The 25,814-nt window shown below is 69.7% G+C and carries 29 protein-coding genes and 1 tRNA gene; 15 read left to right on the plus strand and 15 right to left on the minus strand.

The genetic code is table 11. From position 1 onward, the window contains the following. From AC5RW2_RS31130 to AC5RW2_RS31140, 3 genes are all read left to right on the plus strand, one after another. Positions 1–190: hypothetical protein (locus AC5RW2_RS31130; protein WP_494074879.1), on the plus strand; the 190-nt coding region annotated here is incomplete at its 5' end. Between the two features lie 369 nt (positions 191–559). Continuing rightward, a complete protein-coding gene (locus AC5RW2_RS31135; protein WP_494012734.1) occupies positions 560–1,762 on the plus strand; it encodes an acetyl-CoA C-acetyltransferase in 1,203 nt (400 codons plus the stop codon). Positions 1,763–1,828: 66 nt separating this feature from the next. Further along, positions 1,829–2,326, plus strand: coding sequence for an aminoacyl-tRNA deacylase (locus AC5RW2_RS31140; RefSeq protein ID WP_494000501.1), 498 nt, complete (start codon positions 1,829–1,831; stop codon positions 2,324–2,326). A 111-nt stretch (positions 2,327–2,437) separates the two neighbouring features. On the opposite strand, the gene rplL is transcribed toward AC5RW2_RS31140, so the two are convergent. From rplL to AC5RW2_RS31185, 9 genes are all read right to left on the minus strand, one after another. Then, positions 2,438–2,818 carry a 50S ribosomal protein L7/L12 gene (gene rplL, locus AC5RW2_RS31145; protein WP_494000502.1) on the minus strand — a complete coding sequence of 127 codons (381 nt, stop codon included), beginning with the start codon at positions 2,816–2,818 and terminating at the stop codon, positions 2,438–2,440. A 68-nt stretch (positions 2,819–2,886) separates the two neighbouring features. Beyond that, the gene (rplJ, locus tag AC5RW2_RS31150; protein WP_494012736.1) at positions 2,887–3,471 is read right to left on the minus strand and encodes a 50S ribosomal protein L10; all 585 of its coding nucleotides are present in this window, start codon (positions 3,469–3,471) and stop codon (positions 2,887–2,889) included. Positions 3,472–3,746: 275 nt separating this feature from the next. Continuing rightward, positions 3,747–4,481, minus strand: coding sequence for a FadR/GntR family transcriptional regulator (locus tag AC5RW2_RS31155; protein WP_494074880.1), 735 nt, complete (start codon positions 4,479–4,481; stop codon positions 3,747–3,749). A 119-nt stretch (positions 4,482–4,600) separates the two neighbouring features. Beyond that, on the minus strand, positions 4,601–5,737 hold the full coding sequence (locus AC5RW2_RS31160; protein ID WP_494074881.1) for a GNAT family N-acetyltransferase: 1,137 nt from the start codon (positions 5,735–5,737) through the stop codon (positions 4,601–4,603). A gap of 179 nt (positions 5,738–5,916) precedes the next feature. Next, positions 5,917–6,624: a 50S ribosomal protein L1 gene (gene rplA / locus AC5RW2_RS31165; RefSeq protein WP_494000506.1), complete on the minus strand. Its 708-nt coding sequence runs from the start codon at positions 6,622–6,624 to the stop codon at positions 5,917–5,919. Positions 6,625–6,788: 164 nt separating this feature from the next. Continuing rightward, positions 6,789–7,220: a 50S ribosomal protein L11 gene (gene rplK, locus AC5RW2_RS31170; RefSeq protein WP_493979247.1), complete on the minus strand. Its 432-nt coding sequence runs from the start codon at positions 7,218–7,220 to the stop codon at positions 6,789–6,791. A gap of 127 nt (positions 7,221–7,347) precedes the next feature. After that, positions 7,348–8,259, minus strand: coding sequence for a transcription termination/antitermination protein NusG (gene nusG, locus AC5RW2_RS31175; protein WP_494074882.1), 912 nt, complete (start codon positions 8,257–8,259; stop codon positions 7,348–7,350). 91 nt (positions 8,260–8,350) lie between these two features. Further along, complete coding sequence (gene secE, locus AC5RW2_RS31180) at positions 8,351–8,635, minus strand: preprotein translocase subunit SecE (protein WP_494025431.1); 285 nt, start codon at positions 8,633–8,635, stop codon at positions 8,351–8,353. 101 nt (positions 8,636–8,736) lie between these two features. Continuing rightward, positions 8,737–8,809, minus strand: a tRNA-Trp gene (locus AC5RW2_RS31185). Between the two features lie 283 nt (positions 8,810–9,092). Here AC5RW2_RS31185 and AC5RW2_RS31190 point away from each other — a divergent pair. Then, complete coding sequence (locus tag AC5RW2_RS31190) at positions 9,093–10,313, plus strand: pyridoxal phosphate-dependent aminotransferase (protein ID WP_494022477.1); 1,221 nt, start codon at positions 9,093–9,095, stop codon at positions 10,311–10,313. Positions 10,314–10,372: 59 nt separating this feature from the next. Here the strand turns inward: AC5RW2_RS31190 and AC5RW2_RS31195 are convergent, their stop codons facing one another. From AC5RW2_RS31195 to AC5RW2_RS31205, 3 genes are all read right to left on the minus strand, one after another. Next, positions 10,373–10,714, minus strand: coding sequence for a DUF8129 domain-containing protein (locus tag AC5RW2_RS31195; RefSeq protein WP_494012740.1), 342 nt, complete (start codon positions 10,712–10,714; stop codon positions 10,373–10,375). A gap of 83 nt (positions 10,715–10,797) precedes the next feature. Further along, positions 10,798–11,448, minus strand: a complete 651-nt coding sequence (locus AC5RW2_RS31200) for a LuxR C-terminal-related transcriptional regulator (RefSeq protein ID WP_494000511.1) — start codon at positions 11,446–11,448, stop codon at positions 10,798–10,800. Then, positions 11,445–12,824, minus strand: coding sequence for an ATP-binding protein (locus AC5RW2_RS31205; RefSeq protein ID WP_494074883.1), 1,380 nt, complete (start codon positions 12,822–12,824; stop codon positions 11,445–11,447). The genes AC5RW2_RS31200 and AC5RW2_RS31205 overlap by 4 nt, the downstream gene beginning before the upstream one ends. A 135-nt stretch (positions 12,825–12,959) precedes the next feature. On the opposite strand from AC5RW2_RS31205, the gene AC5RW2_RS31210 reads away from it, so the two are divergent. The 9 genes from AC5RW2_RS31210 (at position 12,960) to AC5RW2_RS31250 (ending at position 21,082) form a co-directional block, all read left to right on the plus strand. Further along, a complete protein-coding gene (locus tag AC5RW2_RS31210) occupies positions 12,960–14,678 on the plus strand; it encodes a PspC domain-containing protein (RefSeq protein ID WP_494074884.1) in 1,719 nt (572 codons plus the stop codon). Beyond that, entirely contained in the window at positions 14,675–14,893 is a 219-nt protein-coding gene (locus AC5RW2_RS31215; protein ID WP_493980168.1) for a hypothetical protein, read from the plus strand. The genes AC5RW2_RS31210 and AC5RW2_RS31215 overlap by 4 nt, the downstream gene beginning before the upstream one ends. 122 nt (positions 14,894–15,015) lie before the next feature. Next, positions 15,016–15,261 (plus strand): PspC domain-containing protein, encoded by a 246-nt coding sequence (locus AC5RW2_RS31220; protein WP_494074885.1) that lies wholly within the window; start codon positions 15,016–15,018, stop codon positions 15,259–15,261. Positions 15,262–15,343: 82 nt separating this feature from the next. Then, positions 15,344–16,315 (plus strand): ABC transporter ATP-binding protein, encoded by a 972-nt coding sequence (locus AC5RW2_RS31225; protein WP_494074886.1) that lies wholly within the window; start codon positions 15,344–15,346, stop codon positions 16,313–16,315. Beyond that, the gene (locus AC5RW2_RS31230; RefSeq protein ID WP_494074887.1) at positions 16,312–17,208 is read left to right on the plus strand and encodes an ABC transporter permease; all 897 of its coding nucleotides are present in this window, start codon (positions 16,312–16,314) and stop codon (positions 17,206–17,208) included. The genes AC5RW2_RS31225 and AC5RW2_RS31230 overlap by 4 nt, the downstream gene beginning before the upstream one ends. Before the next feature lie 57 nt (positions 17,209–17,265). Then, entirely contained in the window at positions 17,266–18,510 is a 1,245-nt protein-coding gene (locus tag AC5RW2_RS31235; protein WP_494074888.1) for a sensor histidine kinase, read from the plus strand. Beyond that, entirely contained in the window at positions 18,500–19,186 is a 687-nt protein-coding gene (locus AC5RW2_RS31240; protein WP_494074889.1) for a response regulator, read from the plus strand. The genes AC5RW2_RS31235 and AC5RW2_RS31240 overlap by 11 nt, the downstream gene beginning before the upstream one ends. 141 nt (positions 19,187–19,327) lie before the next feature. Continuing rightward, entirely contained in the window at positions 19,328–20,356 is a 1,029-nt protein-coding gene (locus AC5RW2_RS31245) for a 6-phosphofructokinase (RefSeq protein ID WP_494000520.1), read from the plus strand. A 21-nt stretch (positions 20,357–20,377) separates the two neighbouring features. After that, positions 20,378–21,082, plus strand: coding sequence for a GNAT family N-acetyltransferase (locus tag AC5RW2_RS31250; protein ID WP_494074890.1), 705 nt, complete (start codon positions 20,378–20,380; stop codon positions 21,080–21,082). A 61-nt stretch (positions 21,083–21,143) separates the two neighbouring features. Here AC5RW2_RS31250 and ygfZ read toward each other — a convergent pair whose 3' ends face one another. From ygfZ to AC5RW2_RS31265, 3 genes are all read right to left on the minus strand, one after another. Further along, positions 21,144–22,226: a CAF17-like 4Fe-4S cluster assembly/insertion protein YgfZ gene (ygfZ, locus tag AC5RW2_RS31255; RefSeq protein WP_494000522.1), complete on the minus strand. Its 1,083-nt coding sequence runs from the start codon at positions 22,224–22,226 to the stop codon at positions 21,144–21,146. 43 nt (positions 22,227–22,269) lie between these two features. Beyond that, positions 22,270–22,872, minus strand: a complete 603-nt coding sequence (locus tag AC5RW2_RS31260; protein WP_493980177.1) for a nitrobindin family protein — start codon at positions 22,870–22,872, stop codon at positions 22,270–22,272. 217 nt (positions 22,873–23,089) lie between these two features. Further along, on the minus strand, positions 23,090–23,833 hold the full coding sequence (locus AC5RW2_RS31265; protein WP_494074891.1) for a hypothetical protein: 744 nt from the start codon (positions 23,831–23,833) through the stop codon (positions 23,090–23,092). Positions 23,834–23,994: 161 nt separating this feature from the next. Between AC5RW2_RS31265 and AC5RW2_RS31270 the strand changes: the two genes are divergently transcribed. Beyond that, entirely contained in the window at positions 23,995–24,696 is a 702-nt protein-coding gene (locus AC5RW2_RS31270) for a winged helix-turn-helix transcriptional regulator (protein WP_494074892.1), read from the plus strand. Between the two features lie 68 nt (positions 24,697–24,764). Then, entirely contained in the window at positions 24,765–25,760 is a 996-nt protein-coding gene (mshD, locus tag AC5RW2_RS31275) for a mycothiol synthase (RefSeq protein ID WP_494074893.1), read from the plus strand. Positions 25,761–25,814: the final 54 nt, after the last annotated feature.

A 25,814-nucleotide genomic window follows, 5' to 3' on the forward strand; every position in this document is an offset into this window, starting at 1 on the left:
GTCGTTCGACGAGGCGTCCAGCAGGCTGTTAGCGGTATCGGTATTAGAGGTGCTCGAGGCGACCAAGAGGGATCCTTCCACAGACCTTCAGGCTTGTCCTGCGCTTCCGCACCGCCGGCACCCCGAATGGGGTCCGGACATCACCTGGATCCGCTATATGATCCTTGCCCGCCGCACGATCTGCAGTTAAACACAGATAGGGCGTGGCGAAGCCCACCGCTATATGAAGGCCAAAGGTTTTGAGGGAAGACGCAAATACTTAGTGTACGGCACCGCGTCGCGGCTTGTCCAACATGCCGGGCAGGCACCAGTCACCGCTCCCCCGCCATCGGGATTCGAGCGGCCTGCGGTGCGAAACGCGGTGCGAAAGGGGCGTCTTCGCGGTTGTCTTCCCCGGGACAACGCCACCAGCATATACCGGCCCGCCCGCAATTTCCGGCCCGCGCTCCAGGCGAGTTGCCCAAACACGGGTAATCTGTGAAGCAGATCATACCCACGGCAGCAGCCATGTGGCCCCTGCTTGCGCAGGCCACAGGCGCGGAAAAGAGGCATCGACACCATGGCCGAGAACAACAGCAGCCGCGACGACGTCGTCATCCTGAACGGCGCACGCACGCCCACGGGACGACTGAACGGCCAGCTCGCGTCCTTCACCGCCGTCCAACTCGGCGGCAAAGCGATCGCCGCGGCGCTGGACCGCTCCGGCGTCGCCCCCGAACAGGTGGACGCGGTCATCATGGGGCACGTCATCCAGGCGGGCGCCGGCCAGAACCCCGCCCGGCAGGCGGCCATCGCCGCCGGACTGGGCTGGAACGTGCCGACCGTGACGATCAACAAGGTTTGCCTCTCCGGGCTGGCCGCCGTCACCGACGCCGCCCGGCTGATCCGCTGCGGCGAGGCGCAGGTGGTGGTGGCCGGCGGGCAGGAGTCGATGACCAACGGCCCGCACCTGCTGCCCGGTTCCCGCCAGGGCTGGACCTACGGCAGCCTGACCGCCCTCGATGCCACCGCCCACGACGGCCTCACCGATGCTTTCGACCACGAGTCGATGGGCGTCTCCACCGAGCGCCGGAACGCCGAGCTGGGCATTCCCCGCGAAGCGCAGGACGAAGTGGCCGCCGCCTCCCACCAGCGCGCCGCCGCCGCCGCCAAGAACGGGGTCTTCGACGACGAGATCGTCCCCGTCGCGGTGCCGCAGCGCAAGGGCGAGGACCTGGTGGTCGACAGCGACGAGGGTGTCCGCCCGCAGACCAGCGTGGAAAGCCTGGCCCCGCTGCGCCCGGCGTTTGCCAAGGACGGCACCATCACCGCCGGCAACTCCTCCCCCCTGTCCGACGGCGCGGCCGCCGTCGTGGTCGCGACCCGCGGCTTTGCCGAGGACAACGGCCTGGACTGGCTCGCCGTCGTCGGCCGTCCGGGGCAGGTGGCCGGACCGGACACCTCGTTGCAGTCGCAGCCGTCCAACGCAATCACCCAGGCGCTCAAGCGTGCGGGCTGGACCACGGCCGACCTGGACTTCATCGAGATCAACGAAGCCTTCGGGGCCGTGGCGGTGCAGTCGCTGCAGGACCTGGACTACCCGCTGGAGAAGTGCAACATCCACGGCGGGGCCATCGCATTGGGCCATCCGATCGGCGCCTCCGGCACCCGGCTGGCGCTGACGGCCGCCTTGGAACTGCGCCGGCGCGGCACCGGCAAGGCCGCGGTCTCCCTGTGCGGCGGCGGCGGCCAGGGCGAGGCGCTGCTGCTCTACCGGGACTAGCGGTTCCGGGCGGCCCCCGGCGGCCCGGCCGGGAATACCGGGCGGGCGCCGGGGCTTGAACCGGGCATGAGCAACGACTCCGGTGCACCTGCCCTGCCGGCCGGCCTGCAGCGTTTCCTGGCCGGCGCCCAAGCCCACTCCCTGAAGGTCGACGTCGCCGAACGCGCCGGCGCCCGCAGCCTCGCGGAGGCCGCGCAGCTGCTGGGCATCGCCGAGGCCGACATCGTCAAGACCCTGGTCATCAAGCACAAGGACGGCTCGTTCCTGTTCGCCCTCATTCCCGGCGACCGGCAGATCTCCTGGCCCAAGCTCCGCTCGCTGCTGGGGGTCAACAAACTTTCGCTGCCGCACGCCGATGTTGCCTACACGGCGACGGGATACCGGCGCGGCACCATCACCCCGCTGGGCAGCAGCACGGCCTGGCCCGTGTACGCCGACGAGTCCATCCGCGGCCGGCGGATATCGCTGGGCGCCGGGGAACACGGTTACTCCGCCTTCGTCGACGCCGATGCGCTGACCTCCGCGCTCGGCGCCACCGTCGCCGACATCTCCGACCCGGCCTGAGCCCGCCGGGCCCGCTGAGCCGCCGGGGCACCGGCTGCTGGTTCCGGCCCGCACAGCACAAAGCCCCGCCGCCCGGTGGGGCGGCGGGGCTTTGCGGAAGCTAAAGAGAGCTTACTTGAGGGTGACGGTCGCGCCGGCAGCCTCGAGAACTTCCTTGGCCTTGTCGGCGGCTTCCTTGGTGGCGCCTTCGAGGACGGCCTTCGGAGCACTGTCGACCAGGTCCTTGGCTTCCTTGAGGCCCAGGGAGGTCAGCGCGCGGACTTCCTTGATCACTGCGATCTTCTTGTCGCCGGCAGCTTCGAGGACGACGTCGAACTCGGTCTGCTCCTCAGCAGCGGCTTCGCCGGCGCCGCCGGCTGCGGGGCCCGCAACGGCAACGGCTGCAGCGGTGACGTCGAAGGTCTCCTCGAACAGCTTGACGAACTCGGAGAGCTCGATGATGGTCAGTTCCTTGAAAGCTTCAATGAGCTCTTCGTTGGTGAGCTTCGCCATGGTTGGCGTCCTTCCTGATAGGTGATGCGGCTGGTGTGTCCGCACCAAGAGTTGGTTGGTGAAGAGTCTTACTGCTCTTCGGCGGCAGCCTCGGCCGGGGCCTCGGTTGCTTCGGCAGCGGGAGCTTCGGCTTCGGCAGCTTCGGCCGGAGCTTCGGCAGCGGCGCCGCCGTTCTCCTCCTGCTTGATGCGCAGCGCATCGAGGGTGCGGGCCAGTGCGGACATCGGCGCCTTGAGGACACCGGCGACGCGGGCCAGCTGGTGCTCGCGGGATTCGAGAGCGGCCAGCGCAGCAACGGCGGTTGCATCCAGGGCCTTGCCCTCGAAGATACCGGTCTTGATGATGAGCTGCGGGTTGGACTTTGCGAAATCCGTCAGGGACTTGGCGGCTGCAACGGCGTCACCCTTGATGAAGGCGATAGCAGTGGGTCCGGAAAGCTGGCCTTCGAACGCGTCGATGCCGGCTTCCTTGGCTGCAATGCCAGTCAGGGTGTTCTTGACGACCGAGAACTTGGTGTCCTGGCCGAGAGAAACACGCAGCTCCTTGAGCTGTGCAACGGTAAGCCCGCGGTATTCGGTTAGGACTGCAGCGCTGGATTCCTTGAAATCGCTGGTGATTTCTTCAACGGCTGCCACCTTGGTTGGCGTTGCCATAACCCTCCTTCCGGGGAATAGTGCCGGTGGTTCGGGTCGCACGCATAAAAAACGCCCCATGCAGGCGCACGGGGCTTGGTTCCCGCACCGGAGTTACGGCGGCGGGGCAATGCTTCGTTCACCTGCGCAGGCCGTCCCAGGCATGGGACTTTCGGTTGAAAACGTGGAGGATTTCAACGACCGACGGTCTTTGGTTCTTCAAGGTTACGGGATCCTGCCGCCGGACGCCAAATCGGCGGCCCGGAGCCGCGCCCACGACTGCACCCCCGGACGGATCAGCCGGCGGCCGACCGCAGCGCGGAGGCTCTCGCCGGGCCGGCGGCATTGGCGTCGAGGTCGTCCTGGACCTGGTCCACGTGATCCTCCATCGCCTCGCGGGCTCCATGGGCGTCCCCGCTTTCGACGGCGGCGAGCACCCTGCGGTGCATGGCGAGGGTGCGGGTGCGCACAGCCTGCGCCCCAAACGCTTCCCGCCGCGCGTCGGCCAGCACCCGACCCATCGGCACGAAGACCGCCGGAAAGAGGATATTGCCGGACGCCTTGAGGACCACCGTGTGGAACAGCCGGTCGGCTTCGACGAAGGCATCCGCGTCGCCCGCGGCGTCCGCGGCGGCCATCGACTCCAGCTCCCCGCGCAGCAACTCCAGGTCCGCAGCGGTGCGGCGGAGCGCAGCCAGCGCGGCGGCCCCGGACTCGACCAGGCGCCGCACTTCGAGCAACTGCCGCGAGGCGGCGGAGTCGCTCATGCTGTGCGCCGCGGCGCGGACGACGGCCTCGACCGAGGTCCACTTCCCGGGCGGATTGATAAACGTGCCGCGGCCCCGCTGGATGCTGATCACGTTCATCGCCCGCAGCATGGTGAGGGCTTCCCGGACGGTCAGCCGGCTGACCTGCGACCGGGCGGCGATCTCGGCTTCGGTGGGCAGCGCGTCGCCGGGCGCCATCCGGCCGGCGATGATCTGCTCCAGCAGGTCTTCCGCCACCGTGTCAACCAGCGTCCTGCGTTCCATCGGCCCTCCCGCCACACCCGGCAGCATGCCGGCGCGCTGACATCGTAACCGCCGCTGCCGGTTACCGGCGCGTAGCATGACGCTCCGGCGACACGTGTACGAACACGCCCGGTACGCCGTCACGCGGCGCCGGCCGGGCGGGTCTCCCCGGCCTGCGGCCCCGGACGCAGCTTCTTCTGCCAGGCGGCCTCGTACCCGGCCGGAGCGAAGCCGAGGGCGGTGTTGATGTCCAGCATGTGGCTGTTTTCGTCGGCGTTCCAGGTGTAGAGCCGGCGCCCCTGCGGCCACGCCTCCGCCACCCGCTGCAGGTTGCGGGCCTTGATCCACAGGCCCAGGCCGTTGCCACGGTGGGCCTGCAGCACCAGCGTGTCCTCCTGGAAGACCACCTCGGGCTGCTCCGGGAAGAATTCCAGCACGGTGTGGCCCACCAGCCGGCCGCTGGGCACATGCCCGGCCGCGACCACCAGGCAGCGGCCGCCCTTGCGCCGCAGCTCCTCCTCATGGTGGCGGACCCGGGCGGCATCCCACGCCTCTTCCTCGTAGTCCAGGTCACCCAGCGGGACGTCGGTGCTCATCCGCTGCCGCAGGGCCGCGTACTGGTCCACCCAGTCCGGCGGGCAACTGTCGGCCCACTCGACCAAGCGGTAGTCCGCGCCGGCCTTCCCCGCAGCCGCCGACGCGCGGGCCGCCAGACTGTCCTGGTCGGCGGGGAGCGGCATCCTGCTGCACCGCTCCACCTGTTCGAGCCGGAATCCGCCGGCCAGCGCGAAGCGCACGGCCGGCGCGGAGGCCGGCAGGGCCCCGGCCCCGGTCCCCGGCCGGAGCATGTCCGGGCCTCCTGGATCAAATCCGGCGGGATGTTCGCTCCAGGCCTGAAGCGTGGTCCGGCCCCGGCGGGCGGCACAGGCCTCGGCTTCGGCCAGCAGTCTGCTTCCCACGCCCCGCCGCCGGTAGTCGGGATGTACGGCCACAAAAACGTACCCGTTGCGCGGGTTGTCTTGCAGCGACAGCTCGAGCAGTGCACGCCCGACGTGCCGGTCCCCGTCCCTGGCCGCCCAGAGATACGTCACCGAGTAGTCGTTCGGCCGCGCCCCCTCGAGCCGCACCGCCGGGCTCACCCAAAAATCGTTGTTGCCCCAGATCAGCCCGTTGACCAGGTTGGCCAGCTCGGCGGAGGCGGCAAAGTCCGCGCCGCCCGGGCCCTGAAGGGCGGGCGGGATCGGCAGCGGCGCGATCGTGATCGAGGTCTTGGGCATGCGTGCTCCTCGGCAGCGAGGCAGTGATTGAGTAGTGCCAATCACATTACTGCATCCCGCCGCGCCGGACTATCTCCCGCTTAAGCCGCACTACCTTCCGCTTAAACGGGCTATGGCCGCAGCATGTGCTGCGGCCATAGCCTAAGTGTGCGCCGTTGCCGGCGAACCTGAAGTCCCGGTTAGGCCTCCACGGCCACCTTGGTGACGTTCGGGTCCACGGAGATGCCAGGGCCGAAGGTGGTGGTGATGGTGGCCTTCGCGATGTACCGGCCCTTGGAGGCCGACGGCTTCAGGCGCAGCACCTCTTCCAGGGCGGCGGCGTAGTTCTCCACCAGCTTGTTGGCGTCGAAGGACACCTTGCCGATGATGAAGTGGAGGTTGGCGTGCTTGTCGACGCGGAAGTCGATCTTGCCGCCCTTGATGTCGTTGACGGCCTTGGTAACGTCCGGGGTCACCGTTCCGGTCTTCGGGTTCGGCATCAGGTTGCGGGGGCCGAGGACCTTGCCCAGGCGGCCGACCTTGCCCATCAGTTCCGGGGTCGCCACGGCGGCGTCGAAGTCGGTCCAGCCGCCCTGGATCTTTTCGATCAGGTCGTCAGAGCCAACGAAGTCGGCGCCCGCGGCGATAGCGGCCTCGGCCTTGTCGCCGGTGGCGAAGACCAGCACGCGGGCGGTCTTGCCGGTGCCGTGCGGCAGGTTCACCGTGCCGCGGACCATCTGGTCTGCCTTGCGCGGGTCGACGCTGAGGCGGAAAGCCACCTCGACGGTCGCGTCGAACTTGGACGGGTTGGTCTCCTTGGCGAGAGTGATTGCCTCGACCGGGGCGTAAACCTTGTCCGCCTCGATCTTGGCTACAGCTGCCTCATATGCTTTGCTGCGCTTTGCCATCTGCTTTTTCTCCTTGTGCAGTTGTGGTCTGCGGACCGCGCCCGGCCCTGCCACAACGACGGCTGTGTTCCCACCTGTGGCGAGCTGTGTCGCCGTCGTTTTGTGAATTGTCTTGGTGAAGGCCTTGCTGGACATCTGTCCTTCGGCCTCCGGGTTGAGGGTGTTTAGCCCTCCACCTCGATGCCCATGGAACGGGCGGTGCCGGCGATGATCTTGGCGGCAGCCTTGATGTCGTTGGCGTTGAGGTCAGCCATCTTGGTGCCGGCGATCTCATCGACCTGCGCCTGGGTCAGCTTCGCAACCTTGTTGGTGTGCGGGGTAGCCGAACCCTTCTGCACGCCTGCGGCCTTCTTGATCAGCTCGGCGGCCGGCGGGGTCTTGGTGATAAAGGTGAAGGAACGGTCTTCGTAGACCGTGATTTCAACCGGGATCACGTTTCCGCGCTGGGATTCCGTGGCGGCGTTGTACGCCTTGCAGAATTCCATGATGTTGACACCGTGCTGACCAAGCGCCGGACCGATAGGCGGGGCCGGGTTGGCGGCGCCTGCCTGGATCTGGAGCTTGATGAGGCCGGTGACCTTTTTCTTGGGGGCCATATCGGGTCCTTCTCTCACATTACGTACCGGCGGCACAGGAGCGTGCCGGCGGTGGTTGGCCGCCATGGCTTGGCGGCCGGCCGTGCGGATTCGGACAAAGCGGGTCCGTATCCGCACGAAGTCTTGGTTAGTGGATCTTGGTGACCTGGCTGAACGAGAGCGTCACCGGGGTTTCGCGCTCAAAGATGGTCACCAGCACCACCAGCTGCTGGGATTCCGGCTTGATTTCCGAAATCGTTGCCGGCAGCGTCTCGAACGGCCCGTCATTGACGGTGACGGACTCGCCGACCTCGAAGTTGACGGTGATCGGCGTGCTCGGTGCCGCCGACTTGCCCGCAGCCTTGCCGCCGGCTTCCGTCTTGGTGCCCGTGATGGTGTGCTCCAGCATGGAAGCAACTTCCTTCAGGCTCAGCGGCACCGGGTTGTGGGCGTTGCCGACGAACCCGGTCACGCCGGGGGTGTGGCGGACGGCGCCCCACGAGGCGTCGGTCAGGTCCATCCGGACCAGCACGTAACCCGGGATGCGCACGCGCTTGACCAGCTTGCGCGTGGTGTTCTTGATCTCCACGACCTCTTCCATCGGGACCTGGATCTCGTAGATGAAGTCTTCCATGTTCAGGGTCTGGATGCGGGTCTCCAGGTTGACCTTCACACGGTTTTCGTAGCCGGCGTAGGAGTGGATGACGTACCAGTCGCCGGGCTGGCGGCGCAGCTTGGCACGGAATGCTTCGAGGGCTTCCTCTTCGGTCTGCTCAACCTCTTCGGCTTCTTCGGCCGGCCCGGTCTCCTCCGGGGCCCCGTCGGCGGCCTCGGCTTCGGTCAGGTCCGCCTCGGCGGCGGCTTCGGCGGCCTCGTCGAGGACGGGGGCGTCGTCGGCGGCCTGGTCAAGCTCGCTCGCCAGATCGGCACCGGCAGCCTCTTCTGCGGCGTCAACGCCAAAAGCCGGCACCTCGTCGGCGCCGGTCCCGGTAACCTGCTCGTCGGCTTCCAGCTCCGCGTTCTCTTCGGAGTTCTGGGCTTCGAGTTCCTGGTCGGACACTTAGCTTCCTGCTTTCTTCTTCAGCTCACTTGACTCGCGGCGGCTTTGCGCCGTCGTCGTATCCATCCGTACGGCTGCCGCAACGCGGACGTTACTGTTCGGGTATGCCGTCTCCGAAGACGAAGAACGCGCCCTGGCCGAAAACCAGATCCAGTGCCGTGACGATCAACATCATGACCGCCACAAAAGCGATCACCACCAGCGTGTAGTTCAGCAATTCCTTGCGGGTCGGCGTGACGACCTTTTTGAGTTCGGCAACGACCTGGCGGACAAACAAAATGATCCGGGCGAAGAGACCGCGCTTCTCGGTCTTTCGTCCGGTGGGGCGTCCCTGGGGACTGCTGGAAGACGTATCGGTCAACCTGGCCTCACTCATTCTGTCCGGTGTCCGGCCTCCGGACGGCCTCGGCCGGCCTGGACCGCTGCTTCGTGCTGGGATGCTGAACTGCTGCAGTTTATGCCTGCGGCGGTTCTGCGCAGGGCAGACAGGACTCGAACCTGCAACCTGCGGTTTTGGAGACCGCTGCGCTACCAATTGCGCCACTACCCTATGGAGCCGAATACTGCCGGATGCCCCCGCCGCGCGGGCATGGAACATCATGGCGTTTTCAACACCGAAGATCCAGTTTACGCCAGCGATGCGCCGACGTCGAACCGAACCCCGTTTGCCGCCCACAAGGCGACTGATCCATTATGCAACATTTCCGCCGGCCCGCTGACCAAGGGGCCGGGCGGGCACCGGCAACGGGCCGTACCCCCGACGGGCTGCACCCGGACTCGGCCTGCACCTAGACTAAGGAACAGTCCTACACGCTACTGAAGACGGGAACACCATGCCTGCCAACGCCCGCGTCTCCCGGCGCATTGCGTCCATCGCCGAATCCGCCACCCTCGCCGTCGATGCCAAGGCAAAAGCGCTGAAGGCTGCCGGGCGGCCGGTGATCGGCTTCGGGGCGGGCGAACCGGACTTCCCGACCCCGGACTACATCGTGGAGGCCGCCATCGAGGCCGCCCGCCAGCCGCGCTTCCACCGCTACTCCCCCGCCGGCGGCCTGCCCGAACTGAAGCAGGCCATCGCGGACAAGACGCTGCGCGATTCCGGCTACCGGGTGGACCCCGCCCAGGTGCTGGTGACCAACGGCGGCAAGCAGGCCGTGTACGAATCCTTCGCCACCTTGTTGGATCCGGGCGACGAGGTCCTGGTCCCCACGCCGTTCTGGACCACCTACCCCGAGGCGATCCGGCTGGCCGGCGGCGTCCCGGTGGAGGTCTTCGCCGGGCCGGAGCAGGGCTATCTGGTCACCGTCGACCAGCTCGAAGGCGCGCTGACCGACAAAACCAAGGTGCTGCTCTTCGTCTCCCCGTCCAACCCGACCGGTGCCGTCTACCAGCCGGAACAGGTTGCCGAGATCGGCCGGTGGGCCGCGTCCAAGGGCCTGTGGGTCATCACCGACGAGATCTACGAGCACCTCACCTACGACGGCGTGCCCTTCACCTCCATCGCGACGGCCGCGCCGGAGCTGGGCGACAAGGTCGTCATCCTCAACGGCGTGGCCAAGACCTACGCCATGACCGGCTGGCGGGTGGGCTGGATGATCGGCCCGAAGGACGTGGTCAAGGCCGCCACCAATATGCAGTCCCACGCCACCTCCAACGTGGCCAACGTGTCCCAGATGGCGGCGCTGGCCGCCGTGTCCGGACCGCTGACCGCGGTGGACGAGATGAAGGTTGCCTTCGACCGGCGCCGCAAGGCCATGGTCGAGGGCCTGAACGCCATAGCCGGCGTCGAATGCCCGACGCCGGAGGGCGCGTTCTACGCCTACGCCGACGTCCGCGGGCTGCTGGGCAAGGAATTCCCGACGGCGGACGGCACCATCCGTCCGGCGACCTCCGCCGAGCTCGCCGCGCTGATCCTCGACGAGGTCGAGGTCGCCGTCGTTCCCGGCGAGGCCTTCGGGCCGTCCGGCTTCGTGCGGTTGTCCTACGCCCTCGGCGACGAAGACCTGGCTACCGGCGTCGGTCGGCTGCAGGATTTCCTGGCGAAAGCCAAGTAGCCGCCGGATACGCTCCCGGCCGGACTGCCGAGGGGCAGCCCGGCCGGGTGGCGTTCCGGCTACTTTTCCGGCTGGGACTGGTGGGCCGGATTGCCGTGGAACGGCGGCACGACCCGTGGGCCCGAGGTTTCCGGCTGCGCCGCGGAGCCGCCTTGGCTTCCGCCGACCTCGGGCATGTCCGGCACCGTGGTCCCGCTTGGCTCTGCTCCGGCGCGCAACTCCTCGAGCCGGCGCTCAAGGACCTGGACGACCGGGAGCCGGTTTCCATGCTCCCGCTCGTAGGTCAGGAGCTCCGTCATTCCCTGCTCGTCCAGCCCGGTGATCCGGGTCGGGAGCGTGCCCAGGGGTATGTGGTCGTAGTCCGGCAGCGGAAGTTCGTCGTGCCGTGGGGAGTCGGTCATGAATCCTCCTGCGCTCGTCGGTCCTGACAGTTCCCCCAAGCTACCACCGGCGCCTGGGGGTACGACAGGGCCCGGTGCCCCTGCTATAGGATCCGGCGGTCAACAGCCCAGCGGGTCAGTTCGTGCCGGGAGGACAGCTGGAGCTTGCGCAGCACGGACGAGACGTGCGTTTCGACGGTCTTGATGGAGATGAACAGTTCCTTGGCTACTTCCTTGTACTGGTAGCCGCGGGCGATGAGCCGCATGACCTCCAGTTCGCGCGCGGAGAGCTTGTCCAGTTCGTCGTCAACGTTGGCTACGGCTGCGGTGCCGAAGGCGTCCAGGACGAACCCGGCCAGCCGCGGCGAGAACGCAGCGTCGCCTCCGGCCACGCGCTCCACGGCGTCGGATATTTCGGCGCCGGAGATTGTCTTGGTGACGTACCCGCGGGCGCCGGCCCGGATGACGGTGACGACGTCTTCGGCGGAGTCGGACACGCTCAGCGCCAGGAATTTGGTCTCCGCCAGCAGGTCGGCGCAGCCCGCGACAACCTCGGCCCCGCCGCCGCCCCTGCCTCCGGGCAGGTGCACGTCCAGGAGGACGACCGCGGGCCGCTGCTCGTGGATGGCCGCGATCGCTTGCTCCACGGTCGCGGCCTCGGCGACCACCTCGATCCGCCCGTCCAGGTCCGCTTTCAAGCCGGAACGGAAGATGGCGTGGTCGTCGACGACGACCACGCGGATGGGTTCGGTCACGATGCGGTTCCTTCCTGGGGGTGCTGCAGGCTGAGATGGACTTCGGTGCCGCTGCCGGTGTTGCGGATTTTTGCCTGGCCGCCGTGCCGCTCCATCCGGCCGATCAGTGATTCGCGCACGCCCATCCGGTCCGGCGGCACGGCGGCGGGCTCGAACCCGGGACCGCGGTCCCGGACGAAGATTTCGCTGCTGCCCGGCGTGCATTCAACGTAGACGGAGATGGGGCCGCCGGCGTGCTTCGCCGCGTTCTGCACCGCCTCCCGGGTGGCGTGCACCAGGACCTCGTGCCGGTCGGTCATGTCGCTGTCGCCCACGGCGACCACGTCCACGGGATGCCCGTAGGCGTCTTCGATTTCCGCGGCCACCGCCTTCACGCGGTCCACCAGGTTGCCCTCTTCCTGCCGCCTGTCCCGGTAGAGCCATTCGCGCAGTTCCCGTTCCTGGGCGCGGGCCAACCGGGTGACGTCGTGTTCCGAACCGGCGCGGTTCTGGATCAGGGCGAGCGTCTGCAGCACCGAATCGTGCAGGTGCGCGGCGATCTCCGCGCGTTCGGTTTCCCGGATCCGGCCGGAGCGTTCCGTCTCCAGGTCCCGCCAGTACTTCAGCACCCACGGCGCCAAAACCAGCAGGACCCCGGCCAGGACGGCCAGCGAGGCAAACAGCGTGGGCCACATGGCCTCCCAGGTAATCGAACCGGACACCATGGTGACGATGCCGGCCACCACTAGGACCAGCCCGGCCAGCAACCGCACGGCGCCTTGCGCCCCGGTCGCCCCGGCGCGGTCCATCAGGCCGCTGCGCCGGGAATCATCCAGCTGCATCCAAGCGATCACCGCGCCGGCCGCGATGGCGAGGACCGGCAGCCAGGTCCCCCACGGCAGGTTGATGCCCGCCAGTTGGGCGACGACGGCGCCGCCCGCGAGGACCAGGGCCGCGCCGATCAGGATTTCCTTGCCGCCGCGCTGCATCAGCCGCGGGGCGCCGGCGGCCTGTGGAAGCGCTCCGGGTTGCCCGCCCGGGCGGTGCGGGGGCGGGCCGGGCTGAGCGACGGGGCGGCCCGCAGGCAGGCCGGCCGCCTGCACGACCGGTCGGCCGTTCCCCTCCTGGCCGGGACGCGGCGGGCCGAATCCCCGTGCAAAATTCTCCGCGATGCCGCGGGGATTAAAGGCGCGCTCGGCTGCCAGGGCCTCGTCGGCCGCGGTCGGCACCAGCAGCCAAAGCCAGACATAGAGCAGCACACCCGCTCCCCCGGCGATCGCCAGGACCACCATGCCGACCCGGACGATCCCGACCGAGGTGTCCAGGTGCCGGGCCAGGCCGGTACACACGCCCGCGATGATGCGGTCCTCGGTGGAGCGGACGAGCGGTTCTCTCATGGGTCAATCCAAGCACGCGTGGGCGCACCCGACCTACCGCCGGGCGCCGAATCAGGGGAACCCGGCCGGCCGGTCAGGGAAGGGTCAGGGTGGCACCCCATAGAGGAGAGGGCTGCCGGTTGGAATGATCAAACCATGACCTCACACGCACCGAGCCCGTCGGATAACGACGGCACCGACCGAACAGACGAACCGGACCAGCAACCGGCAGTTCCCGAATCCGGGCAGGAATCCGCCCCGGCAGCGCCCCAGGCGCCCGCTTCCGCAGAGCCCCGGACCGTCCAGGCGGCAGAGGACGACGACGCACCCGCCAATCCGACCCAGCCCATCCTTCCGGGCACCAACCCCACCCTGCCGCTGGGCGCCGGCTACCACGATCCCGGCTACGCAAACGCGGCCGGGGCCGACGGGACCGGCTACGCCGGCCATGACGGAGGCGGCGGTAACTTCCCGCCGCCGCCTCCGGGCAGCGCCGGCGCTTACCCGCCGCCGCCCGCCGGCGGCTTCCCGGCGCAGAGCAACGCGTTCTTCAGCTGGTTCCGCAACCTCGGGGTTTCCCGCGGGCAGGACCGCTGGATCGGCGGGGTGGCCTCCGGCGTCGCGCACCGGATCGGGCTGGACCCGATCCTGGTCCGCGGGCTGTTCATCCTGCTCGCCGTCTTCGGCGGCATCGGCGTGCTGCTCTACGGCGTGGCCTGGGCCCTGCTGCCCGAGCCGGACGGCCGGATCCATGCCGAAGAAGCCGGCCGCAGCAACTGGACGGCAGGCATGACCGGCGCGGTGATCTTCACGGTCCTCGGCGTGTTCAGCCGCCCGTTCAGCTGGATCTTCGGGTTCAACAACGACGGCGGCTGGGGCTTCGGCGGCTTCGTCTGGGCCGTGATCTGGCTGGGCGCGGTGGGGTTCTTCATCTACTGGCTCGCCACGCGCAACAAGGCAGGCGCACCGGATTCGGCACCGACCGGAGCGGACGGCTTCCCGCCCGCACCGGCCACCGGCAGCGGTACCTCCGCCTACTACGGTGCCCCCGGCACCTCCGGCACCACCGGCACTGCCTACGGTTCGACGCCGGCTTCCGCGACCGGATACGGTAACGCGGGCCACGGCGGCCACCAGGGCCCGCCGCGGCAGGCCTATCCGCAGCCGCGCCCGTATCCCCAGCCCGCGCCGCGGCCCTACAAGCCCGCCCCCCGCGGCCCCTCGGGTGCGGCCATCGCCCTGACCCTGGGCGCCGCCATGCTGGCCGCCGGCGTGGTCCTGGGGCTCAACGCGCTGGAATTCGTTGAGCTGGGCCGGAATGTCGTGCCCGTCGCCATCGCCGCGGCGCTGGTCGTGATCGGCATCGGCGTCGTGGTGCTGGGCGCCGTCGGCCGCACCTCCGGCGTCCTCGGTTTCCTGGCCGCTGTGGGACTGGTCCTGGCGCTGGCCTTCTTCGCGGGAACGCAGTGGACGGCCTCCAACTACGCCATCGCCTCGAGCCGGACCTGGACCTCGGCCGCGACCCCGGCCCAGGGTGACGGCTACAGCGTCGTGGCCGGCGACGGCACCGTGGACCTGCGCGCCGTCTCCGGTTCCCGTTTCGGCGGCCCGGCCCTCGTCCCGGTCAACGCCGTGGCCTCCTCCATCACCGTCATCATCCCCGACGACGTCCCGGTGAAGGTGGAAACGCAGATGGCGCTGGGCAACGTCGAATACGTCACCGGCGCGGACAGCGGACGGCAGTCCGGGTTCTGGCAGCCGGGAAGCTACACCATCAACGACGACGGCGGGGCGCCGGAAATCGTCCTGGCCGTCCGGGGCGTGGCCAGCAACGTCGACATCGTGACCGTCAGCGAACTGGAGGAAATCCGATGAGCAGCCAACTGAACCGCGACCAGGACCGCCGTCCCCGCGTCGGCACCATCATCTGGGGCTTGATCGCCGTGGCCGTCGGCCTGCTGGTGCTCGCCGGGACCTGGTGGGACATCAGCTTCAACTGGGCCTATGTGATGATCGCCCTGCTGATCGGCTCCGGCATCGCCCTGGTGGTCGCCGGCGTCCTGAGCGCCACCCGCAACCGGGACCGCTAGCCCGGGACCGACAGGACCGCACCCCACCCAGACCGACAACCAAGGCGGCCCGCGCCACCCGCGCGGGCCGCCTTCGACGAACCGGCAGTGACAATAGCTCCCGAACACGAAAGCATGGTGCCATGGATACCTTTTACCGAGTGCTCCGCTCCAGCCCCGTCCGTCGCGGCCCCGACCGCTGGGTCGCCGGCATTTGCGGCGGCATTGCCGCCAAGTTCGGCTGGGACGTGATGTGGGTGCGGATCGCCACCCTGCTGGTCTTCCTCTTCCCCGGCGTCGGCATCGGCACCTATCTCGTGTTGTGGCTGCTGCTGCCGAAGTACGACGGCAGCATCGCGCTGGAGAAGCTGCTCGCCCGCAAATCCTGATCCGCTGTCCACCGGCCGGAGGACAAGAGAGTCGGCAGGACGGACGTGCCGGCCACGGCCCCGGGCGGAGCATGCTGGAAGCATGAGAACACCCGCCACCGCCCGCGCCGCGCAGGACGCCCCGGGCGCACCGGCCCCCGGCCGCCCGGAGCCAGCCGCCTCCGATCCTGCCCCGCCGGGCGCCGCCGTCGTCCTCGACCGGTTGGTGAAGGAGTACCCCCGTGCCGGCGGCGGAACCTTCCGCGCCGTGGACGGCATCACGCTGCAGATCCGCACGGGCGAAACGTACGCGCTGCTCGGGCCCAACGGGGCCGGCAAATCCACCACCATCGAGATGATGGAGGGCCACCGGAAGCCGACTTCCGGCCGCGCCGCCGTGCTCGGCGTCGACCCGTACCGGGCGGCGCCATCGTTCCGTGCACGCATCGGAGTCGTGCTGCAAGAGGCCACCGATGCCGGCGAGCTGAAGGTGGCCGAATCGCTGCGCGCCCTCGCCGCCTACTACCCCGCCCCGCGCCCGGTCGACGAGGTGATCGCCGCCGTCGGGCTGGAGGAAAAGGCCGGCGCGCGGATCGGCGCCCTCTCCGGCGGCCAGCGCCGGCGGCTGGACGTGGCCATGGGCCTGATCGGCAATCCCGACCTGTTGTTCCTGGACGAACCGACGACCGGCTTCGACCCGGAGGCCAGGCGGTCCTTCTGGGAGCTGATCCGCCGCCTGGGTTCCGACGGCACCACGATCGTGCTCACGACGCACTACCTCGACGAAGCCGAGCAGCTGGCGGACCGGCTGGGCGTCATCGCCGCGGGACGGCTGGTGGCCGAAGGCACGCCCGCAACGATCGGCGGGGCGGCACTGCGCCGGCCCAGGGTCAGCTGGACGGACGAGGCCGGCGACCACCTTGAGACCACCGACGAGCCGGCGGCGCTGGTGCACCGGCTCAGCGGCGGCGGGCGGCACGAGCCGGCCAACCTGCAGGTGCGCGTGCCGCACCTCGAGGACATCTACCTGCAGTTGCTGCAGCAGCACGGCACGGACAGGACCGACGCCGCATGAACGCCCCGTCCCCCTCGACATCCGGCCCCTCAACGTCCGCCCCCTCGACACCCGGCCGCCCCGGGGCAGGCCGGGCCTGGCGGCCGAACGCCGTGCTGCTGGGCTGGAAACGGACGCTGCTGGAGGTGCGGATGTTCTCGCGCGACCCGGCCGCGGTGGTCTTCACCCTGCTGTTCCCGCTGATCATGATGGCCCTGTTCAGCACCGTCTTCGGCGAGGACGCGTCGATGGGCGATCCGGCGCGGCCGGAGTCGCTGCTGCGCCCGGCCGAGTACTTCCTGCCCGCGATGCTGGCGCTGGGCACGGTCCTGAGCGGCTTCCAAAACCTCAGCGCCTACGTGACCACCGAACGGTTCAACGGCAGCATCAAGCGGCTGGCCGGAACGCCGCTGCCCAGCCTGTCCTACTTCCTGGGCAAGACCGGCATGACGCTGGTCCTGATCCTGACGCAATCGGCCCTGCTGTTGCTGGGCGCGCGGTTCCTGTTCGACGTGCCCCTGCCGGCGACGGCGGACGCCTGGCTGACGTTCGCGTGGCTGCTCCTGGGCTCCACGGCGGCCTGGTCGGCGGCGGGGATCGCCTTCGCCTGCCTGGCCAGGTCCGGGCCCTCCGCCTCCACCATGGCCGCCGTGCCGCCGCTGCTGCTGTCCTTCATCTCCGGCATCTATTTCCCGTTCCCGCAGATCCCGGACTGGCTGCGCGGCCTCGCGGACCTGACGCCGCTGCGCTGGACGGCCAGCGGCATGCGCTCGGTGTTCCTGCCGGAGGGCTGGGAGGCCGTGGAGCCCGGCGGGAGCTGGAACCTGGGGATGTCCGCCGTCGTGATCCTCAGCTGGCTGGCCGCCGGCCTGGTGCTGACCCGGCTGATGTTCCGTTGGCCGCCGCAGAAGTAGTCCCCCGCGGCAGGGCGCCGCGCCGGCCGGGCGGCGGGGCCGTCGTAAGGTGATGCCATGAGTGAATCAGCGGTCCCGCCGGCGACTGCCCCGCCGTCCGTTGGGGACTCGATCTGGTTCCGGGGCCTGAAGTGGTGGCACCTCGGGTTTTACGTGGCGCTGGCGACCGTCGCCGTCATCGTCTGGGTCAGCGCCGAGGCGGGGAATCCCGCCAAGGCATCGGCGGTGGCGTCCCTCGTTCTGCTCGGGGCCGCCTACCCGTTCCTGACCCGGGCGAAGGACCTGCACACCTGGAAGCCGAAGCTGTACGTGGTGCTGCTGATCGCCGTGGTGACCTACCTGGCGTTCCTCTCCGGCGCCGGCTCGATCATCCTCTTCATCGCGTTCCCGCAGGTGTGGATGTTCGCGGGGTCGGAGCGCAACGGCGTTGCCGCCTCCGCGCTGATCTGCGTGCTCGTGGCCGCCGGCCAGCTGCACCTGTACGGCACCGGCGCCGCCGGATTGCTGGCCGCCGGGCTGCAGGCGGTGATCTCCTTCCTGGCCAGCACGCTCCTGGGCCTGTGGATCTACAAGATCATCGAACAGAGCGAGCAGCGGGCGGACCTGATCGCGGAGCTCAACGCCGCCCGGGCGGAACTGGGGGCCGCGCACGAGCGCCAGGGCGCCATGGCCGAGCGGGAGCGGATGGCCCGCGAGATCCACGACACGCTGGCGCAGGGCTTCACCTCGATCGTGATGCTCTCGGAGGCGGCCCAGGCGCAGCTGCGCAAGGCCGGCACCCCGGTCCCGGCGGTGCTTGCGTCCTCCCTGGCCGGGATCCGGGACACCGCACGGGACAACCTGCAGGAAGCGCGGGCCCTCATCGCGGCCTCCGGCCCCACGCAGCTGGCCGGCGGCGACCTGCTCGGCGCGCTGCGGCGGCTCGAGGCCACCGGCCTGGACGGCGCCCGGCTGAGCGTGGAGCTGCCGGCGGCGCTGCCGGAACTGACGCCGGCGCAGCAGGTGGTGGTGCTGCGGGCCGCGCAGGAGGCCCTGAACAATGTCCGCCGGCACGCCGGGGCGGGCTCCGCGCGGCTGCGGCTGCACCTCGACGGAGCGTCCCTGGTGCTCTCCGTGGACGACGACGGCGCCGGCTTCGTCCCCGCGGCGCGGACCTCAGGCGACAGCTACGGGCTGCGCGCCATGGCCGAGCGGCTGTCCGAAATCGGCGGCAGCCTCGACGTGCGCTCGGCGCCGGGCGTCGGCACCCGGCTGACCATGAACATCCCGCTGCAGCTGCAAGGAGCCGGCAATGTCCGCTGAACCCCGACCGGACAGCCCTGGCAACGACACCGGGGCCGCCACCGAAGCCCCGCGCATCCGGGTCGTCATCGCCGACGATCACCCCGTGGTCCGCGCCGGGCTGGCCGGCCTGCTGGGCACCGAGGACCGGCTGGAGGTGGTGGCCCAGGCTCCCGACGGCGCCGCGGCGGTGAGTGCCGCGCTGGAGGTGGGCGCCGACGTCGTGCTGATGGACCTGCGGATGCCGCGGCTGGACGGCGCCGACGCCACGGCGCGGATCGTTGCCGCCCGGCCGGGCACCAAGGTGCTGATCCTGACCACCTACGACGGCGACGCCGACATCGTCCGCGCGGTGGAGGCCGGCGCGGTGGGCTACCTGCTCAAGGACACCCCCGGCGAGGCGCTGATCGCCGCGGTCTTCGCCGCCGCCCGGGGCGAAACGGTCCTGGCCCCGCCGATCGCGGCCAAGCTGGTCTCCCGGCTGCGCTCGCCCGCGCCGCCGGCGCTGTCGGCCCGGGAGACCGAGGTGCTGGGGGCCGTGGCCGACGGCCTGAGCAACCCGGAAATCGCCGCCCGGCTGTTCATCGCCGAGACCACGGTGAAGACGCACCTGCTGCGGATCTTCGCCAAGCTCGACGTCGACGACCGCACGCGCGCCGTCGTCGTCGCCATGCAGCACGGCCTGCTGCCCGCCTGAGGCGCCGTCCCGCCCGGCAGGGCTCCCCGCCGCCGGAGCCGCTCACGGCCGGAATGACTCGGGCCCCGGTTCCTGCATAGGATTGAGGCGGGCTCAATGGGGTGCTCGCGCCGACCGGCCAGCAACCGAGAAGGAGTACCCATGAGGATTGGCATCATGACCAGCGGCGGGGATTGCCCCGGCCTGAATGCGGTGATCCGCGGCATCGTGCTCAAGGGCATCACCGCGCACGGGCACGAGTTTGTCGGCTTCCGCGACGGCTGGCGCGGCGTGCTGGAGGGCGACATCATGGAACTGCCGCGGCACCAGGTGCGCGGCATCTCCAAGCAGGGCGGCACGATCCTGGGCACCTCGCGCACCAACCCGTTCGAGGGCCCCAACGGCGGGCCGGAGAAGATCCAGCAGACGCTGGACCGGCTGGGCGTGGACGCGGTGATCGTGATCGGCGGCGAGGGCACCCTGGCCGGCGCCTACCGGCTCACCCAAAGCGGGCTGAAGATCGTCGGCGTGCCCAAGACCATCGACAACGACCTGGAAGCCACCGACTACACCTTCGGTTTCGACACCGCGGTGCAGATCGCCACCGAGGCGATCGACCGGCTGCGCACCACCGGCGAATCGCACCACCGCTGCATGATCGCCGAGGTGATGGGCCGCAACGTGGGCTGGATCGCGCTGCACGCGGGCATGGCCACCGGCGCGCACGCCATCCTGATCCCCGAGCAGAGCGTGAGCATGGATCAGGTATCCGACTGGGTGCTGCACGCGCAGAAGCGCGGCCGCGCGCCGCTGGTGGTGGTGGCCGAGGGCTGGGTCCCCGACGGCGAACTGGGCCCGCATGCCGAGCGCGGCGTGGACAGCTTCGGGCGGCCGAGGCTCGGCGGCATCGGCGAGCGGCTGGCCCCCGAACTTGAGGCGCGCACCGGGATCGAAACGCGCGCCACCACGCTGGGGCACATCCAGCGCGGCGGGGTCCCCTCCGGCTACGACCGCGTGCTGGCCACCCGCCTGGGCATGGCGGCCGTGGACTCGGTGGTGGAGAAGCGCTGGGGCTCCATGGTGGCCCTGAAGGGCACGGACGTCGTGCATGTGGGCTTCGAGTCGGCGCTGAACAATCTAAAAACCGTCCCCCAGCATCGTTACGACGAGGCAAGGGTTCTCTTCGGCTAAGCGTTCAGTAGTGTGGCAGGTATGCGATTGGACGCAGGGACGGCTGACATTGTGCTGCTGGCGTGGGCGCGGTTGCTCGGATTCTCCGACAACGCCTTCACCGCGGCCGGCGACCGGCTGACCAGGATCAACGAGGACGCCGGGACGCTCACCTTCGTGCGCTTGTTCGGCCGCTCAGCGCTGGTGGGGCCGGAATGGGCCGTCGCCGCGGCCGCCCGGTACTCGGACGACGACCTGGCCGAACACCAGACGCTGATGCTGCTGAGCCGGGAGCACGGCGGGCACGGTCTGGGCAAGGCCGTGCTGTCCTACGCCGAAGACCTGCCGGTGGTCCAGCCCGAACGGGAGGCCCTGGTGTCCACGGCGGGCAGCGACGTCGCCCGGCTCGAAGACAGGTGCCCGCCCGATGACACGCACGAAGCGGGGCTGGCCGGCATGGACAAGTCGTTCGTGCTGCTGGACGGCAGCACCCCGATGGCCGGCGCCGGCTACCAGGAGTGGCAGCAGATCCTCGGCCACGTTGGCGTGCTGACCGCCCCCGCCTACCGGCGCCGCGGAGCCGGCGCGTTGATCGCGGCGATCGCCGGCCACGAGGCGCTCTCCTCCGGACTCATTCCGCAGTGGCGCTCGCACGAAGAGAACAGGGCCTCCCGCGCGCTGGCCGCGAGCCTGGGATTCTGGGACGCGGGCACCCAGACCTCAGTGATCCTGCAGAAGCGGAGCTGACCGCGGCGCAGCGCATGCGCACCTGCGGGCCGCGACGCGGCTGGGTGCGCGCCGACGCGGCTCAGCGCGGCGGGCGCAGGAACCCGGTCTGGCGGCCGACCACCTGGCCGGCATCGGGAGTGACAATCACTTCCTGGGCGGCGTCGTAGCTCTCGCCGTCGTCCAGCACGGTCAGCTGCGCCTGCGGATCGACCGAGCGCTTGACCACGGCCAGCGCAATCGGTCCCATCTCGTAGTGTTGAGCCGCGGACGTGACCGCCCCGACGCGCTTGTCGCCGAGCATCACGTCGCTGCCCGGGACCGGCAGCGTGTGCTGCGAACCGTCCAGCTGCAGGAACACCAGCCGGCGCGGCGGGCGGCCCAGGTTGTGCACGCGGGCGATGGTTTCCTGGCCCTTGTAGCAGCCCTTCTCCAGGTGCACGGCGGTACGGATGAGGTCCAGTTCGTGCGGAATGGTCTTCTCGTCGGTCTCGGCCCCGACCCTTGGCCGCCACGCCGCAATCCGCAGCGCCTCGGCGGCCCAGACCCCGGCCAACTGCAGCCCGGAGACGGCCGATTCCAGGTCGGCTGCCGGCAGCAGGTATTCGTACCAAGACCGTTCCAAGCCGGGGTGCTTGGGTTCCTCGATGCCGGTGTAGGCATAGCCGCCGGCACCGATCTGCGGCCACGGATCCTGCCACACGAGGCGGCCCTCGAAGGCCGGGACCGGCCTGACCGACCCCACCACGGCCCAGTCGGCGGAGACATCGGCAACCTCTACCCGCAGCATGAACTTCATTCTGTCCAGCCATGCGGCCAGCGGCGCCGCCTCGAAGGATTCGACGATCAGCCAGGTGCGTTCGCCGTCGTCGATAATGCGGGCGTCGTATTCGATCCGGCCCTGCACGGTGAGCAGCAGCGCTTCGCTGGACTGGCCCGGCTTCAGGTTCAGCAGCAACTGCGAGGAGAGCGTGTTCAGCCAGCTCAGCCGGTCTTCGCCGGCCACCGTCACCACCCCGCGGTGGGAAAGGTCCGTGACGGCCTCGCCGCGGGCCAGGGCGCGCTGTTCGCGCAGCGGGTCGGAGTAGTGGGCGGCGACGCCCGCGTCGGCCCCGGAGGCTTCGACGGCGCCGTGTTGCAGGAGCAAAGGGCTGCGGTAGGTCATACCGGCGTCAACTCCCGGCGGCCGTGCCAAATTCCCTCCCCGGTCAGGCGCGCTTGGCCAGGATCGCCGAGGCGTGCGGGGCCAGGTCCTTGCCCTTGGCCTCGGCAACGTCCCAGCGCCAGTAAAGATCGTTGTTGACCAGGCCGAAGATGCGCGTGGCCGCGCTGTAGTCCTTGGACTGCGAACCGCGCATCACCATGTCGGTGCTCAGCTGCACGCGGGGACCCTTGATCTGCCCGTAATAGAGCTCGGAGATACCGCCCGGGTGCACGATGGTCGCGGTGATATCGAAGCCGCCGTCGGCGTTGCGCAGCTCTTCGACCTCGTCCGCCGACCTCAGGGCCGGCACGATTTCGGCGGGGACCAAGCCCGGGCCGACGTCGGCGTCGTTGAGCTTGCGGTCCAGCGCCCAGAAGCCGGTTTCCACGGACAGCGGGCGCAGCCGGTTGCCATCCTCGTCGGTCAGCCAGCTCTCGGCGGTGTACTGCAGGTAGGGCAGGCCGTTCTGCGTGAACGTGGCCTTCTGGACGAAATGTTCGTCCCCCTCCTCGCCCGCACCCAACCGGCCGGCACCTTCCCAGGTACCCAGCAGCCAGGACAGCGGCACCAGTTCCGGGGTCAGCTCCGTCGGGAGTTCAATCGGCATCGTTAAGCTTTGGTCGCTTACTTCTGGCCCTTGAACAGGCGGTAAACCACCAGCGAGGCAAAGCCCGCGATGCCAAGGCCGGCGAGGACCAGCAGGGACAGGTAGAAAATTTCAAGACCGAGATACGACATGGCTCCATAGTAACGGCCCCGGCCGCAGGATGCCTGCCCGTGACGCCGGCCCGCACTGTGACCTCGCTCATTCGGCCCCGCTCATTTCAGCGCAGCAGCATCCGCTCCAGGAAGTAGACCAGCGATCCGGCGGCCATGACCGGGGCGGCGCCGACGGCGAGCATCGCCGGCAGCCGGGTGGGACCGCCGTCGGCCAGCACGAGCCGGCGGAAACTGACCAGGATGATGCCGGCGACGGCGCCCACCGCCGCGGCGGGCAGCATGTGGACGGTGGAGAACAAGGGGGCGGCCAGGGCCCCTGCCAGCGGGGCCAGGACCACGCCCAGCGGCGCGACGATCCGGTCGGGCCAGGGCAGCAGGCAGACGCCGATGGCCACCAGCATGCTGATCCCGGTCACCAGCATCATTCCGCCGTTGTTTGCATTGGCCGAGAGCCGGTCGGCGGCCACCCAGCCGGCGCCCAGCGAGGTGAGCACCAGGCCGGCGCTGGCGCCGAAGGTCGATTCGAGCCGCCGGGGCTGGCCGGTGCCGCGGAGCAGCTGGATCAGGAAGACGGCCATCACGCCGAGCGCAATCACCACGGCCATCCAGAGCAGCGGCATGCCGGCGGGCGCGATCCCGGCGAGCACCGCCGTCGCAATCCCGGCCAGGGAGATGACAGCGGCAAGGGTCTTCTTGGCGGGCACGCCCAGCAACACCGGCCAGCCGATCCCGATCACTACCGCGGCGACGCACACCGCCGCCGTCAGCACCGGGAGGGAGAGGTAGGAGGCGCCGATGACGGCGCACAGTACGGCGGCAGCGGCTGCGGCGACGATCCACGTTTTCACGCTAGTCATACTGCCCTATGACGCAGGGGCGGGGCGAGAAACCGCGGCCCGGCGGGGCGCGGCGCTATACTTATGCCACCGTCCGGCAGGCTGCGCCTGCGTGTGTGAGGACCTGCCGGGCCCGGCCCGATGATGTGCGCCGCGAAACCCCTGGAGGAACCATGCCGCACATTCTGCTGTTGACCAACAGTTCCGGCTCGTCGATCGACGTCCTGCCCGCCCTCGAGCTGCTGAACCACAAGGTCCACATCCTGCCGGCCGAACCGACCGCCCTGCTGGAGACCGGCCCGGCCGACGTGGTCATGGTTGACGCCCGCAAGGACCTGGCCGGGGCGCGCTCGCTCACTCAGTTGCTGAAGGCCACCGGCCTGGGGGCACCGCTGATGCTTGTGCTCACCGAAGGCGGCATGGCCGCCGTCAGCGCCAACTGGCTTGCCGACGACGTGGTGCTGGCAACCGCCGGACCGGCCGAAGTCGAGGCGCGGCTGCGGTTGGTCATCGCCCGCGCCCGTGCCGGCGACCAGGACACCCGCACGGAGATCCACGCCTCCGGCGTGGTGATCGACGAGGCCAGCTACAGCGCGCGCGTCGGCGGACAGCCGCTGAACCTGACCTACAAGGAATTCGAACTGCTCAAGTACCTGGCCCAGCACCCCGGCCGGGTGTTCACCCGCGACCAGCTGCTGCACGAGGTCTGGGGCTACGACTACTACGGCGGCACGCGCACGGTCGACGTGCATGTGCGGCGGCTGCGGGCGAAGCTGGGCCCGGACCACGAGCAGCTGATCGGCACGGTCCGCAACGTCGGCTACCGGTTCACGCTGGTGCGCGAGGCGGAAGAAGAACCCAGCGGCGTCGGCTGAGGCGGCCGGGTCTGCACCGGACCCCGGCGCCCTCCCGCCGCCGGAGGCCGCTCGGATAGTCTGTGCTCATGACTGCATCGGATTCGGACCTCTGGCCCGTGCTGACCATCAAGGGCGCCCCCGACGCCGAGACCCTCGCGGACATCAAGGCGCTGGCCGCCGCCGCCGAGGAGGCCGACGGCAATCCCCCGCTCTCCGAGCAGACGTGGGTGAACCTGCGGGCCGCGGAGTCGGCCGACGTGCTGGTGCTGGCGACCTACGCGGGCGAAGAGCGCTCCGATCCCGCCACCGCGACGGCGATGGCCGGCGTCGCCGTCGTCAGCCTTGCCACCGCTGCCGGCACCGACAACGTCCTGGAACTGGTGGTGCACCCCTCCTACCGGGCCGAAGGGGTGGGGACCCGGCTGGTCGAGGCCGTCCGGCAACACACCGAGCTGACGGGCCTCAAGGCCTGGTCGCACGGCGGCCACGAGGCCGCGGGGCGGCTGGCCGCGCGCTTCGGTTTCGCCCCGGTCCGGGAACTGTGGCGCATGCGCCTGACCCACCCGACCGGATTGCCCGCCGTCGAAATGCCGCCCGGCGTGGCCATCCGTTCCTTCGTGCCCGGCAGGGATGAGGAGGCGTGGCTGGCCGCCAACGCCGCTGCCTTCGCCGACCACCCCGAACAGGGCGCGATGACGCTCTCCGACCTGAAGGCGCGGATGGCCGAGGACTGGTTCGACCCGGCCGGCTTCCTGCTGGCCGAGCGCGAGGACGGCGGCGGCCTGGTCGGGTTCCACTGGACCAAGGTCCACCCGCGCTCCGGCAGCCACCCGTCCATCGGCGAAGTGTACGTCGTGGGCGTCACGCCGCAGGCGCAGGGCACCGGGCTGGGCAAGGCGCTGACCATCGCCGGCATCAAGCACCTGCAGGACGCCGGCGAGCACGCCATCATGCTCTACGTCGACGCGGACAACGAGCCCGCCGTCGGGCTTTACCGCAAGCTGGGTTTCACCCGTTGGGACGCGGATGTGATGTACGCACCGCAGGAAGAGGCCGGCGGGCAACAGTCGGTAACCTTGTAGCTACCGGAGGCCTCTACGATGAGGTGAGTCCGGCCCACCCCAACGCCCCAGGAG

It is taken from the genome of Arthrobacter sp. B0316-1-20 (assembly GCF_059091865.1).